The sequence below is a fragment of the Azospirillaceae bacterium genome, assembly GCA_028283825.1.
Lineage (GTDB): Bacteria > Pseudomonadota > Alphaproteobacteria > Azospirillales > Azospirillaceae > Nitrospirillum.
The window spans coordinates 2,163,055-2,176,785 of the sequence record JAPWJW010000001.1 but is presented as its reverse complement, the minus strand read 5'-3'; the positions used below and the strand labels follow the sequence as shown (position 1 = coordinate 2,176,785).

The following is a 13,731-nucleotide window of genomic DNA, read 5'->3' as shown; positions in this document are numbered from 1 at the left end:
AAACGCTGAGTTTCAAGTTCACGCTTCCTGAGAGGGAGAAGCGCTAAAGCTTCCCTTCATTGAACGCCACTGCCCCTGTTGGCCTCGACCGCCATCGCCCATAGCACACCTTCCCCGACATTGGCCGGCCACTGGCAGTAGATCAGGTGGTTATGAGGTTTGCGCCATATGCGCGACCGAGTAGGAAATCATGGCAATTTAGGGAAGGTATTCAAATTTTACGACGAGATTTTCGGATCTATTATCAGGTTCAATTATTATAATTCCCGATTTGGCAGTGAATGTTTGATCTTTGATGCGATTGGGACCTATCCTTTCATAGGAGGCTTGTCCAATTTGCTGAACGCAAACAGCGCGCCCTAAAAACACGACCTGCCCAGTCTCATTAAAGTATGCTTTCCCCTTTATTTCTATTGAGCGTTCCCCAGATTTTTGCATGGCATTGGGGGAAGCGATGCCCTCAGTTATGGAAATATTGCTCGGAATATCAACTACTTTATCCAACAGGACACCCGCTGGATTGATGGTATTCCCCTCTCTCGATCCACAGGTTATGTGAAGGCGAGGAGCCGCCATGGACGTATTGGGGAAGGCAAGGCCAACTAACGCGATGACCAATAAAGGGAGGCGCATGGTGGAGCTACCAGTTAGAAGTTGAGTAAGGCCAGGTTAGTTTAAGCTCACTTAATGTTTAACACTTTAGTTGCTGCGCGGCACGTTAATGTTGCAACATCACGCCGCCCGGCCCCGCCCCGCCTCCCCCTTATCGAACGCCGCCCACACCCCGTCGTCGCCGTCCCAACTGCCGCTGCTCGCGGCCTTGCTGTACTCCGTCGCCCGCTGCTCGAAGAAGTTGGCGTGCTCCACGCCGTTCAGGATCTCCACCAGCCAGGGCAGCGGGTGGGGGCGGACCTGGCGGTAGTCGCTGTCGGCCTCGGTGAAATAGCCGAACACGGGCGGCAGGCGCAGCTGGGTCAGGCGCCAGTCGGCGATGTAGTGGACATAGGATTTGATGTCGGGCGCGGTCATGCCCTGGACCTCGCCCAACTCGAACGCCAGGTCGATGAAGCCTTCCTCCAGGCCCACCATGGTCTTGGCCACGTCGATGATGTCGTGGCGCACGGTGGCGGTGACAGCGCCGGTCTCGCGGTTCCACTCATGGAACAGGCGGATGATGCCTTCGCAGTGCAGGCTCTCATCCCGCACCGACCAGCTGACGATCTGGCCCATGCCGCTCATCTTATTGTGGCGGGGGAAGTTCAGCAGCATGGCGAAGCTGGCGAACAGGGCCATGCCCTCGGTGAAGGCGCCGAACATGGCCAGCGTGCGGGCCACGTCCGCCACCGTGTTGACGCCGAAGGTGTGCATGTAGTCCGCCTTGGCCTGCATCTCCCGGTAATTGCGGAAGGCCGCGAACTCCGTGTTCGGCATGCCCAGGGTCTTCAGCAGCAGGGCGTAGGCGTCGATGTGCACCGTCTCCATGTTGGAGAAGGCGGCCATCATCATCTGGATTTCCAGGGGCTGGAACAAGGGGATGTAGCGCTTCAGGTAATTGTCGCCCACCTCCACGTCCGACTGGGTGAAGAAGCGGAAGATCTGGGTCAGCAGGGCGCGCTCGGCATCCGTCACCCGATCCGACGCCCAGTCCTTGATGTCGGCGCCCAGCGGCACCTCCTCCCCCATCCAGTGGGTCTGTTGCTGGCGCTTCCAGAACTCATAGGCCCAGGGATAGCGCTCCACATCGTAGCTGCCGGTGCCGGTCAGCAGGCCGACGCGGCCGGTGCCGACCAGGGTGTGCGGGTCCAGGTGGGAAAGGCCGGTCACTGGCATGCCAGGCACTCCTCATAGTCGGTACGGGTGGTGGGCGCGGTGGGGGCGGCCGCAGCGGGCGCCTGTTCCAGCCGGCCGGCGACGGCGGCGCGGCTGATGGATTTGGAACGGCAGTAGTAGAGGCTCTTGATCCCCCGCTTCCATGCCGACCAGTGCAGCATGTGCAGGTCCCACTTCTCGATGTCCGCCGGCAGGTAAAGGTTCAGCGACTGGCTCTGGCAGATGAAGGGCGTGCGATCGGCCGCCAGGTCGATGATCCAGCGCTGGTCGATCTCGAACGCCGTGCGGTAGATGGCCTTCTCATCCTCGCTCAGACCGTCGAGGTGCTGGACGGAGCCTTCATGCTCCACGATGGACTGCCAAACCTCTTGCGTGTCCAGGCCCTTGGCCGCCAACAGCCGGCCCAGGTGCGGGTTGCGCACGACGAAGGCGCCGGACAGGGTCTTGTGGTTGTAGACGTTGGCCGGGATGGGCTCCACACAGGCGCTGGTGCCGCCGCAGATGATGCTGATGCTGGCGGTGGGGGCGATGGCGATCTTGTGGCTGAAGCGCGCCTTCATGCCCCGCTCCTGCGCGTCCAGGCAGGGGCCGCGCTCCTCCGCCAGCAGGACGGAGGCGGCGTCCGCCTGCCGCCGGATCTTGCGGAAGATGTTGAGGTTCCAGGACTTGGCCATGGCGCTTTCGAAGGGGATGCCGCGGGCCTGCAGGAAGGAATGGAAACCCATGACGCCCAGGCCCACCGACCGCTCGCGCAGGGCGGAATAGCGGGCGCGCGCCATGCCGTCGGGCGCCACCTCGATGAAATGGGTCAGCACGTTGTCCAGCATGCGCAGCACGTCTTCGACGAAGCCTTCCTCGCCCTGCCACTCATCCCAGGTTTCCAGGTTGAGGGAGGACAGGCAGCAGACGGCCGTGCGTTCCTCGTCCCGGTGGTCCGGCCCGGTGGGCAGCACGATCTCGCTGCACAGGTTGGAACTGGTGACCTTCAGCCCCAGCTCGCGCTGGTGCTTGGGCAGCGCCCGGTTCACGGCGTCGATGAACAGCAGGTAGGGCTCGCCCGTGTGCATCCGGGTTTCCAGGATGCGCTGCCACAGCTGGCGGGCGTTGACCTTGCGCAGCGTCTCCCCCGTCTTGGGGCTTTTCAGGGGGAAGGGGGTGTTGTCGCGCACCGCGTCCATGAAGGCGTCGGTGATGTTGATGCCGTGGTGGAGGTTCAGGCCCTTGCGGTTGAAGTCGCCGGAGGACTTGCGGATCTCCAGGAACTCCTCGATCTCCGGATGGTGGATGTCGAGGTAGCAGGCCGCCGATCCGCGTCGCAAGGACCCCTGGCTGATGGCCAGGGTCAGGCCGTCCATGACGTGGATGAAGGGGATGATGCCCGACGTGACGCCGGAACCCTTCACCGGCTCCCCGATGGACCGCACCTTGCCCCAATAGGTGCCGATGCCGCCGCCGTTGGAGGCCAGCGCCACGTTCTCGTTCCAGGTGCCGACGATGCCGTCCAGCGAGTCCGGCACCGTGTTCAGGAAGCAGGAAATGGGCAGGCCGCGTGTGGTGCCGCCGTTGGACAGGATGGGGGTGGCCGGCATGAACCACAGCCGCGACATGGCGTCGTACAGGCGCTGGGCGTGGTCCTTGTCGTCGGCGAAGGCGCAGGACACGCGGGCGAACATGTCCTGGAAGCTCTCACCCGGCAGCAGGTAGCGGTCCTGCAAGGTGGCCTTGCCGAAGGGCGTCAGCAGGTCGTCGCGGGCGCGGTCCAGCACCAGGTCGGCCGGCTGGGGGCGCGGCGCCAGCGGCGGGATCAGCGGCGCGCGGTGCTCCGCCGCCCGGGGTTCGGCCGCGCGCTCCGCCGGGGCCGGCGGCGGCGCCGGACGGGTGAGCGGCACGAGGTGGCCGTTCTGGTCGAGGTCGTAGGCAAGCGCGGACATCTGCATCCCCCATGGTTGAAACGGAACGGACGCGGGAAGAGATGGCGCGAAGGCGGGCGCCATCCAGCGGGCAGGCACACGCCAAGCGACCATCGGGACACCCCGCCCGAGGACGTTCTAGCGATCACGGCAGGTCTCCTGGCTCGCGGGTCGATGCGACCGCTCCGCCTTCCCGGCGCGGGTGGCGCCAGTGGCTGATGGAACGGCCGCTCACCGCTTACAGTTGCGGGGGCAGCGCCGGCATTGCCCTTTCGACAGGGCGCACTGGCTTCCCTCTTAGCCCTAGATTTAGTAGTCCAGGGACCGTGAACGTCCAAATCTTGTTCCTGGTGCGGGCGAGCGTCAAGAGGGAACTGCGGCCATCGCCATGGCCATGGGCGGTGCGATCTCCGATTTTTTCCGACTTTGTCGGAGATCCTCGGACAAAGTCGGACTTGTTCGGACTTTTTCTGAATTCTTTGAACTTTTACGGAGTTTTTCAGCCTTTGGGCCGGGCGTGCCCATGGTCATGAGGCGCCCCATGGCCATGGCTGTGGGGTTCCGCGCCGACATCCACCGGCACATGGGCGACGGTGCCGTGCCTGACGTCGCGCTCCGCGATGATGGCCTGCGCGAAGTCCCTGACCTTGCCCGTGTGCCCCTGCAACACGGCGACCTCCAGGCAATGGTCACCCTGTCCGCTGGATCACGTCAATCGGCAATTCCATGCGCCCCGGCCGAACACGCTGTGGCTGTCGGACTTCACCTACGTCGCCACCTGGCAGGGCTTCGTCTACGTGGCCTTCGTCATCGACGCCTACGCCCGGCGCGTCGTCGGCTGGCGGGTGTCGCGGACAGCCCATGCCGCCTTCGTGCTCGACGCCCTGGAGCAAGCCCTGCATGGCAGGCGACCAGCCAAGCACGGCGGCCTGGCTCACCATTCGGACAGGGGCGTTCAATACGTCAGCATCAAATACACCGAGCGCCTGGCCGACGCCGGGATCGAGCCCTCGGCCGGCAGCGTCGGCGACAGCTACGACAACGCTCTGGCGGAAACCATCAACGGCCTCTACAAGGCCGAGGTGATCCACCGGCGTGGACCATGGCGATCCTTCGAGGTCGTCGAGTGCGCCACCTTGGAATGGGTTGACTGGTTCAACCACCGGCGGATCCTGGGATCCATCGGCAACATCCCGCCAGCCGAAGCCGAGGCACGATTCCACGCCATGACGGACACCCCTACCATGGCCGCCTGACTCAAACCAAACGGCCTCCAACAATCCCGGTGCGGTTCATATGGGAATGGTTACGGCTTCCTCAGCATAGTCTTTGTCGTCGGATTTATTAGCGATGACAATGAAGTTATATGGCGATGTTGTATTGTTCAGATTCTTTCCGATAAGAACGCATCTACCACATTCAGTTGTTTCAAGGGTGTTTTGAATGAGATTGTCAGCGGATTCTCTGCGTGTGTTTGATAGATGTGGAGGATACAGATAAAATACAAAAGAAACGTCCCTGTGAGGTGGGGGTTTCAAAATTAACGAAGATATGTGTTCTGGGTCCCGCCAGTTTCTTTTAACATTTAATTTATTTGAAGCGATTCCAGCTACAATCTGCTTCTGGATGGAATAATCTCCGGTATAAAGAAGATCAATTGAAACAGAAAGCCATCCTGGAAACTTCCTAGATTGTATTGCCCTAATAAGATCAGAAAAGTACGGATGAATCTTTGGGCTGGGCTTTCGTGCACGAACACCAGCGTCGCGACTGGAATAATAGTGATCGACATCTCTAGACATTCCCGAAATTGAAACTCTGACGTCTTGGCTTTCTATATCCCATATATTAAATCCAGTTTGCATATAGAATCCCAAAAAGTCTAGTTCATCCGCATAAATCTCCATCGATTTTTGTATTCTGCTTCTTTCCTTCATATAATGAACAAAGAAGGCAGGCCGATTCAGAAGATCAGCAACGCATTCAAAGTCAGCAATATTCATGGTTGGGGCTAGCTGGACACTTTCAGGTATCCAACCAGCTTCCTTAAGATCTAATTCAGAAGAGGATAATATCGAAAAATCGTCAAGTGTGACTGAAATCCTAACGATAGATTCTATTCTCTTAAAGTCGAGGTCGAAGTTGGCGAGTCCGCTTATTGCCTCTACGTCTCCCGACTTTGCTCGCCAAATCTGATCTTCCAGGCGAGCGGATTGAATAGACGGGCCGAGTATCAATTCGTCGATATGCCGTTTAACACGCTCGGGCAGCCCACGAAGACCGGTTGGGGTAAGCGCATGAGATTTGCATTCTATAATAATAATTATAGAATCTACCACAACAAGAAGATCGGTCTCATATTGTTCGCTCGGGATGCCCGTGTGCCATTTCTTATTAATCAATGGGGCGTTATCTTGGAACACTGAAGAAATAATATTCTGGGCTTTGTTTTCTAAATATGAAGATCGGCACTTTCCAAGGGCTTCATTGGCCTTTGCCATATCTGCGAGTCGCCGAATTACGGTGTGAACGTGGCTGAAAATGGCTTGGGGCAATGGGCAGAAGAAATCTTCGCCCATTCGGATGAGAGGAGCGCTCCAGATTGGATTGCTCAGGAAGAAATGCTCCGGATTTCCGTTGGCGAGAGCTCCGGGCGACAGGGAGAGGCTGGCTAATATCTTCAGCACAGCGTCATTATTAACGCCAATTCTCTGAGAGATGTCGCCGGCGCTGACGGTCATCATCTTAGATAAAAAGAGATCAGCATGAGACAGTATGCAGAATTTTACTTCCTCAAAGCTTTTATCAGATACAAACTCCCGTGCCTTTTCGTCAGAAATTTCTGAGAGATTCGGAAAAGTCTTATGATATGATTTCACTAACTTAATGGGCGTGTGTTCGCGAAACACACGCTTAAGGAGCTTAAATCTGTCGCTAACGCGCCCCTCTATTAGCTCCAAGAGGGAATTGGAAACAGCAAGAAGTTCTGTTGCGCTGAATCCGTGGTATTTCTTGAGTATCTCATCTAATGGCCTATATAGATCATTGGAGATGGTGACGACATTCGAGAAGTATCCCCAATTTCGAACGGACTGCGTATGAAGTCGTAGTTTCTCTTGCAGAGATAGAACCACCTTTTCTGATTGGGTTATTTTTCCTTCAGTTACAAGATGGCGACGGTAAGCAAAAGCCTCCGTTAATTTTCGGATGGAGTCGGAAATATTCTGAACGTCTTGAGGTATAGCGAGATCTAATCCCCATCTCTCCGCAGGTATCGCAAGGGATAGCGCCTGTAGCATTTCAACATGATGTTGCTGAACATCAGGCATCATGCTTTTTGTGCTGACCCCGGTTGCCGATACGGTCGTGAATGAGGCATAAGCGGAAAATATGGAAATAATCTGTGCGGGGTCTTTTTTGCTAAATATGTCATTGATGCGTGAAATATAGCCGTTGAAAGCAAGAGTCTCTCTCTCGGCAACTGCTTTCATTGCAGCTTTCAGCGCGTGTGGATCAATTCCCGATAATGGATGTTCGGTTAATGTGAAATCTGTCCCATTACTTTTCCTATGTGGATTTCTTTTATTGCTTCTTTTCTTCTTCATGGTTGTCTCTTGGCTGTTTTCCGCGTGCCCAACCCCGCTTGCGTCGCCAGCTTTGAGCGCGTCTGCGCATAGTTCGGCGCGGTCATTGGGTAGTCGGCGGGCAGGCCCCACTTCTCCCGGTATTCCTCCGGTGTCAGGCCGTAGGCCGAGCGCAAATGGCGCTTCAGCATCTTCAGCTTTTTGCCGTCTTCGAGGCAGATGATGTATTCCGGTGTCACAGACCGGCGGACGGGAACCGCCGGGGTCAGTTTCTCCGGTTCGAGGATGGGCTGCGGGGGAGCCGTGAGGGCTTGGAGGCCGTCATGCACGTTGCGGATCAGGCCGGGCAGTTCGGTCGCCGGGATTTGATTCCCAGCTACGTAGCTGGCGACGATGGCGGCAGTCTCTTCCAGGAATTCGGTCATGGTGTTCGGCTCTTGTGAATTTGTTCAGAGTCTAACGGATGGTGCTCCCGAGCCACAAGTAGGTGCGGCTGAATAAGAACGGCAGCAGGATCGCAAAACCGAAGAAGGGGATTGCCACCAGCCTTATGCTGAGAAGGTCGTCCCACCTAGCTCCGACAATAGTCGTGGCGGCATAAAGAAAAAGAAGTGCCGTCATGATGCCGCGCTGGACATTCTCATTTGCGGCCCGCCGCAAGCCTGCCCTTTGGCGGGAGGGGTAGCTGACTATGATCAGCATGAAGGTGTGGAAACCTGCGCTTGCGGCCAGCAGATAGCCGAGAAAGGCTGCAGTCGACAAGAGGGTGTCGCCCAGGAATGGCGCGAGGCCGAGGTTGATCAGTGCGCAGAAACTCATGCTGAAGAAGAGCCCCGCCGCGAAGCGGGCACGCCATGCCAGCTTTCTTGATGGGATAGTGTCGATATTCAGGCGGCTTTCCGTCAACAGGCCGAAGATGCCGGAAAGCGTCTTTCCGGCGATGGAGGTATGGGCCAGCAGGGTATGCGCGAGAAAGGTGCCAAACGGCATCGGAGCTCCCCGTTTATGTTGTCCCGGCGGGACATGGGGACGATTGGAACGTGTCGCAAGCGGGAGTGTTCTTCTGAGGGCGAGAGAGGGCGGGATTTCTTGGTGCGCCCCGCTCCCATAGGGTCGGCCAGGCTCTACACGTGCCGCCCCGCGCCGCTCCCCGAGCCGTCTTCGCCGTCTCGGTGTTAATCGGCGCGCGGCTTGGACGCTGATCGGCGCGGTATCCGTTTGATTCCGTTGAAGTCGGTAGGGTCATTTGATCAAGCCGATTTACACCTGGCAGCGGCATTCCGAATGTCCCGGGCGACCTTGTACCGGCTGTTCGAGGACGAGGGTGGGGTCGCGGTCTTCATTCAAACCCGCCGCCTGGATCGCTGCTTCGCGGAACTCACACGCAGCCGCGACCGGGGGCGCGCCGTTGGGGTTGGCGAAGTCGCTTACACCTACGGCTTTGGCAGCGATGCCCATTTTAGCCGCGTTTAGGCGCCGTTTCGGCATGGCGCCCAGCGAAGCCCGAAAGATCGGTGCCGACCTGTCTCAGGTTTCCGTTTCGCCGGACGGCATCCAGAAGCTGCGTTATTGGTTGGACAGGCTTGGCAACCGAAGCAGTTCCCCTCCTTATTCCAAGTCATAGAACTTGCGTCGGTCATGAACTGATGGTGTGGATGCCCCCTTGCCGATCACCGTCACGTCGTCCATGCGCCCACCGTTCAAGCCGAGCGGCAAGCATGCCCATCAATAACGCCATGGGAAGGCGTGGCTGCGCTGACGCTTACGGGGGCTCAATGCAGGGCCTATCCTCTTGCGTCCACTATCGACGTGGCATACGCTCGTGCCACACGCGGATCATCAAGATCTGGTGGCGTCTATGCCAAGCGGCCCAATCACTTGGGGGCCAGGTGGCGCACCCTCCCGTAGGGGACGCCACGCCTCCAGCGTTTCGGCTGGATTTTGCGGGACAATCTGGGGACAAATGGCTCTGCGGGACACCCAGCGGAGACAGTTTTCCCATGGCTACCATCGGCCCCCGGAAGAATCGGGATGGCCAGGTCATTGGCTAGCAGGTGAAGATCCGGCGCACCGGCTTCCCTACCCAATCCAAAACCTTCGAGACCATGCCCGATGCGAAGCGTTGGGCCACCGAGATGGAATCGGAAATCTCCCGGGGCGTCTTCGTGGATCGCACCGAGGTGGACAACCCCCGGGGCGACCTGATCCGCCGGTATCAGGTGGAGATCACGCCTAGCAAGGCGGGGGGCGACAGGGAGAAGGGCTACTTGGCCGCGATCCTGGACGACCAGATCAGCCTGATGCGGATGACCATGCTGGCGTCGCGCGATGTGGGCGCCTTCCGCGGCCGGATGATGGCCACGGTTGGCTATGGCCCGGCGACCATCGTTCGCGGAATGAATCATTCCGGAACTCAGGCCGCCACAGGCCTTTTCATCACCCCGCCAGCCGCCGGCGGGCACCGGTCTATGAGGAAAGAAGACCAACCCCTGGTGGAACCAAAAGTTCGTTCCCGTCCTTGATCCAGTATTCCGGGGATAAGTATCGGGGGCACGCCGTGCCAGGCACGTGCCCCCGCCCCCAAATACGGACGGGAGCGAAGCGCCATGGATACTTGGGAGCCGGTGTCCGGAACCACGCCTGTGTCCGCCGGCTCCATTCCCGGCGGGGGACCACCGTCCCAGCCGCCGCCCCGGCGCAAGACCATCTGGCAGTGCCTGGGGCCGGGCCTGGTCACCGGCGCCTCCGACGACGACCCCAGCGGCATCGCCACATATTCCCAGGTGGGGGCGCAGTTCGGCTACGGCCTGGTGTGGACCCTGGTGCTCACATACCCCCTGATGGCGGCCATCCAGGAAATCGCCGCCCGTATCGGCCGCGTCACCGGCCACGGCATCGCCGGCAACCTGCGGCGCTATTATCCACCCATCACCATCAACAGCATCGTCGTGCTGCTGGTGGCGGCCAACGTGGTCAACATCGGTGCCGATTTGGGCGCCATGGCGGCGGCCCTGGGCCTGCTGATCGGCGGGCCCATCTGGCTGTACGTCATGCTGTTCGGGGCGGGTTCGGCGTTGCTGCAGATCTTCGTGCCGTACTGCCGCTATGTCTCCATCCTGAAATGGCTGACGCTGTCGCTGTTCGCCTATGTCGCCACCGTCTTCGTCGTGCCCATCCCCTGGGCGGAGCTGGGCCGCGCCATCGTCCACCCACCCCTGTCGCTGAAGTCGGAATACCTGGTGGCGGTGGTTGCGGTGTTCGGCACCACCATCAGCCCCTATCTGTTCTTCTGGCAGGCGGACCAGGAGGTGGAGGAGGAAAAGGGCGATCCCGACGCCCGACCCCTGAAGAAGGCGCCAGAACAGGGGCCGGAGGAATTCCGCCGTATCCGCCTGGACACCATGATCGGCATGCTGCTGTCCAACGGTGTGGCGCTGTTCATCATCATCACCACCGCCGCCACCCTACACGCCCACGGCATCACCAACATCGAGACCTCATCCCAGGCGGCGGAGGCCCTGCGCCCCATCGCCGGCACCTTCGCCTTCGCAATCTTCGCGCTGGGCATCATCGGCACCGGCCTGCTGGCCCTGCCGGTGCTGGCCGGGTCCGCCGCCTATGCCCTGGGGGAGGCGCGGCGCTGGCCGGTGGGCCTGGCACGCGCGCCTTCCAAGGCCAAGGCCTTCTACGGCGCCATCCTGGCCGCCATGGTGGTGGGCTGCGCCATGAACGTGATCGACATCGATCCGGTGAAGGCCCTGTTCTGGAGTGCCGTGGTCAACGGCGTGGTGGCGGTACCCGTCATGGTGCTGATGATGCGCATGACCAGCCGCCGCGACATCATGGGCGATTTCACCCTGCCGCCGGTGCTGCGCACCCTGGGCTGGCTGTCCATGGCCGCCATGGCGGTGGTGGACATCGGCATGGTGGTCACCTGGGTGATGTGAGGCGGCGACATCACAGTGAGCCCTAACGGTTCCGGGGTTGCGACGCGCGCGCGGCTTGGCAAAGATGACGGCCACCCCCTTCCGGAGAGCGGCCGATCGTGAGCAAGCGTCATCCCCCGGCCGCCGCGATCACCATCCAGGATGTTGTCGGCGCCCTGCCCTGGGCGCCGCTGTGCAGCACCCGGGACCGCGACTGGGCCGGCGTCACCATGGACGTCTACGGCTCCTTGCCCGGCTATTCCCTGCGCATGCCGGCCTACGACCACCACCTGATCTGTTATTGCCCGGGCGGTGGCGCCCGGCTGATCCAGACGCGGGACGGGAAGGCGCATGCCGGCCTGTTCTCGACCGGCATGTCCCTGATGATGCCGGCCGGTCATGATTCCGCCTGGGAAGGGGACGCCGCCGCTTCCGCCCGCCTGCGCATTCCCACCGCCCTGGTCGCCACGGCGGCAGAGCAGCTGGGGCGGCGTGCGGCCCCTTTCGAGATCCGCAACGTCTTTGAGATGCGTGACACGGTGATCGGGCACATCGCCCTGACCTTGATGGGCGAACTGGACCGTCCGCCCCATCCGGCGCAGCGCCTGATCGCCGATGCCCTATCCTGCGCCCTGGCCGCCCATCTGCTGCGCAGCCATAACGCCTTCGACCCGGCCCCGGCGGCGGGCACGGCGAGCTTGAGTGCTGTGGAGCTGGCGCGGCTGACCGACTATATCGAGGACAATCTCGACCGGCGCATCGGCCTGGCCGAACTGGCGGATCTGGTAGGTGTCAGCCGTTTCCACCTCACCCGCCTGTTCAAGCGGGCCACGGGCGTGACCGTCGGCGCCTATGTGGAACGGTGCCGCATTCACCGTGCCCAGGCCCTGATCGCGGACGGTGCCTTGTCGCTGGCGCAGGTGGCCCTGGTGGCGGGTTTCGCCGATCAGAGCCATTTCACCCGCCGCTTCCAGCGGCAGGTCGGCTGCACGCCCGGGGCGTACGCGCGCGAACGGGGCCATCTCCGCCGGGCGCGTTAGCGACATCAGGCCTCAGGCGTCACGGCCTGCCAGCGCCGGGCGCTCATGCCGTAGACCACGCCCCGGGCCCGGTTCAGGTTGCCCAGCGGCCGGAACTCCGCCGGGGCGTTCCAGGGGTTGAAGGCCAGGGCGTCCACGGCCGCCGCCTGTGCCCGGGCCGCTTCATCCAGCAAGTCGCGCTGGGGAATGGTCAAGGTCGCCACCGCTACCGGCGGCGACACCTCTTCCCGCCATTCCACCGTTCCATCTTCGATGGGCGTGTTTTCCTCATCCACGTAGCGCTGCAAGGCCAGGCGATAACGCACGTCGCCGGCCGCCAGGCGGGCGGCCAGTTCCAGGCGCAGGGCGTCGGGCCCGTCGGCCGGGGCGCCCGTCGCGGGCGGTGCGTCGGGGACGGGTCGCAGGTCGAAGCGTACCGGCTGGCCGCTCCACAGCACGGCGCCCCGGCTCCAGAACCGCTCCAGCGCCAGACTGGGGCAGGGGCGGAAACCCTGGCGGATGTTGGCCATCATGCGCTGGGTCTCCGCCTCGCCGAAAGCGGCGACCAGGCGCGCGCCCATGGTTTCGCGCGGGCCCGAGGCGATGACGTGCGAATTCCACGAACTGGCGGGCGTCGCGGGCGTGTGAGGCCGGGAAGCTGGTCATCAGCAGGTCATGAACCCCACCGTCGGGCAGGGTGATCTTCAGCGCCGCACCCCGCATGTCCGGCACGCCATCGGGCTGGGGCACGCCGCTGGCGTTGGACAGGCGCATGGCGGTCGTCAGGTCGGCGCCCGGCTGGAACCAGGCGACGCGGAATTCGGGTGCCAAGTCCGCGTCCACCACCAGCCGGGCATCGGTGACCCCCGCCACCCACTTGGCATGCAGGGTGCGGCCGGGGTGGGCGGCGCCGGTCTTCTGCCGGTTGCTTTCCTGCACGGCCAGCATGTCGCGGGCCAGCGCCAGGAAAATTTCGCGCTCGGCCTCGACACTGCCGCCTTCGTAAATCTCACGCCAATTCCGCCCGCCGCTCATCAACCGCTCCGTCCATCACCGTCATGATGGCGGCAGGCTACGCGAAGAGCCATGGCGAGGATTGCGCGCCGTTGCGGCCGGTGGAACGCGGTTGCCAGCCGGCGTCAGTGCGCCAGCTTCAATCCCGCGATGCCGGCGGTGATCAGGGCGATGCAGGCCAGGCGCAGGACGGTGGCGGGCTCGTTGAACAGGATGATGCCGGCGATGACGGTGCCGATGGTGCCGACGCCGGTCCACACCGCGTAGGCCGTACCCAAGGGCAAGGTGCGCAGGGCAAGGCCCAGCAGGCCCAGGCTGACGCCCATGGCGGTCAGGGTCAGGACGGATGGCAAAAGACGGGTGAAGCCGTCGGTGTATTTCAGGCCCACGGCCCAGCCCACTTCCGATAGGCCGGCCAGCAACAACCATAGCCATGCCATGGCATCTC

General features: G+C 61.4%; 13 protein-coding genes, 1 pseudogene and 1 riboswitch. Of the genes and pseudogenes, 5 read left to right on the top strand and 9 right to left on the bottom strand.

Annotated features, from left to right (window positions below; all coding sequences use genetic code 11):
• Positions 1-198 precede the first annotated feature (198 nt).
• The 4 genes from PW843_08805 to PW843_08790 form a co-directional block, all read right to left on the bottom strand.
• Positions 199-633 (bottom strand): hypothetical protein, encoded by a 435-nt coding sequence (locus PW843_08805; GenBank protein ID MDE1146708.1) that lies wholly within the window; start codon positions 631-633, stop codon positions 199-201.
• Between the two features lie 99 nt (positions 634-732).
• Positions 733-1,830: a ribonucleotide-diphosphate reductase subunit beta gene (locus PW843_08800; GenBank protein MDE1146707.1), complete on the bottom strand. Its 1,098-nt coding sequence runs from the start codon at positions 1,828-1,830 to the stop codon at positions 733-735.
• Positions 1,821-3,761 carry a ribonucleoside-diphosphate reductase subunit alpha gene (locus PW843_08795; protein ID MDE1146706.1) on the bottom strand — a complete coding sequence of 647 codons (1,941 nt, stop codon included), beginning with the start codon at positions 3,759-3,761 and terminating at the stop codon, positions 1,821-1,823. The genes PW843_08800 and PW843_08795 overlap by 10 nt, the downstream gene beginning before the upstream one ends.
• Positions 3,762-3,871: 110 nt before the next feature.
• Positions 3,872-4,084: riboswitch (cobalamin riboswitch) on the bottom strand.
• 155 nt (positions 4,085-4,239) lie between these two features.
• Positions 4,240-4,410, bottom strand: coding sequence for a hypothetical protein (locus PW843_08790; GenBank protein MDE1146705.1), 171 nt, complete (start codon positions 4,408-4,410; stop codon positions 4,240-4,242).
• A 19-nt stretch (positions 4,411-4,429) separates the two neighbouring features.
• Here PW843_08790 and PW843_08785 point away from each other — a divergent pair.
• Positions 4,430-4,996: pseudogene (locus PW843_08785) on the top strand (IS3 family transposase).
• 36 nt (positions 4,997-5,032) lie between these two features.
• On the opposite strand, the gene PW843_08780 reads toward PW843_08785, so the two are convergent.
• The 3 genes from PW843_08780 to PW843_08770 are packed head-to-tail and all read right to left on the bottom strand — an operon-like array spanning position 5,033 to position 8,314.
• Complete coding sequence (locus PW843_08780; protein ID MDE1146704.1) at positions 5,033-7,345, bottom strand: hypothetical protein; 2,313 nt, start codon at positions 7,343-7,345, stop codon at positions 5,033-5,035.
• Positions 7,342-7,749, bottom strand: a complete 408-nt coding sequence (locus tag PW843_08775; protein MDE1146703.1) for a MucR family transcriptional regulator — start codon at positions 7,747-7,749, stop codon at positions 7,342-7,344. The genes PW843_08780 and PW843_08775 overlap by 4 nt, the downstream gene beginning before the upstream one ends.
• Before the next feature lie 31 nt (positions 7,750-7,780).
• Positions 7,781-8,314 (bottom strand): hypothetical protein, encoded by a 534-nt coding sequence (locus tag PW843_08770; GenBank protein ID MDE1146702.1) that lies wholly within the window; start codon positions 8,312-8,314, stop codon positions 7,781-7,783.
• Positions 8,315-9,378: 1,064 nt separating this feature from the next.
• Here PW843_08770 and PW843_08765 point away from each other — a divergent pair.
• The 3 genes from PW843_08765 (at position 9,379) to PW843_08755 (ending at position 12,290) form a co-directional block, all read left to right on the top strand.
• Positions 9,379-9,846 carry a hypothetical protein gene (locus PW843_08765; GenBank protein MDE1146701.1) on the top strand — a complete coding sequence of 156 codons (468 nt, stop codon included), beginning with the start codon at positions 9,379-9,381 and terminating at the stop codon, positions 9,844-9,846.
• 84 nt (positions 9,847-9,930) lie between these two features.
• Positions 9,931-11,271 carry a divalent metal cation transporter gene (locus tag PW843_08760; protein ID MDE1146700.1) on the top strand — a complete coding sequence of 447 codons (1,341 nt, stop codon included), beginning with the start codon at positions 9,931-9,933 and terminating at the stop codon, positions 11,269-11,271.
• 98 nt (positions 11,272-11,369) lie between these two features.
• On the top strand, positions 11,370-12,290 hold the full coding sequence (locus PW843_08755) for an AraC family transcriptional regulator (GenBank protein ID MDE1146699.1): 921 nt from the start codon (positions 11,370-11,372) through the stop codon (positions 12,288-12,290).
• Between the two features lie 5 nt (positions 12,291-12,295).
• Here the strand turns inward: PW843_08755 and PW843_08750 are convergent, their stop codons facing one another.
• Positions 12,296-12,850 carry a hypothetical protein gene (locus PW843_08750; protein MDE1146698.1) on the bottom strand — a complete coding sequence of 185 codons (555 nt, stop codon included), beginning with the start codon at positions 12,848-12,850 and terminating at the stop codon, positions 12,296-12,298.
• Between the two features lie 94 nt (positions 12,851-12,944).
• On the opposite strand from PW843_08750, the gene PW843_08745 reads away from it, so the two are divergent.
• Entirely contained in the window at positions 12,945-13,331 is a 387-nt protein-coding gene (locus PW843_08745; GenBank protein ID MDE1146697.1) for a hypothetical protein, read from the top strand.
• Positions 13,332-13,408: 77 nt separating this feature from the next.
• On the opposite strand, the gene sugE is transcribed toward PW843_08745, so the two are convergent.
• Positions 13,409-13,723: a quaternary ammonium compound efflux SMR transporter SugE gene (gene sugE / locus PW843_08740; protein MDE1146696.1), complete on the bottom strand. Its 315-nt coding sequence runs from the start codon at positions 13,721-13,723 to the stop codon at positions 13,409-13,411.
• Positions 13,724-13,731 lie beyond the last annotated feature (8 nt).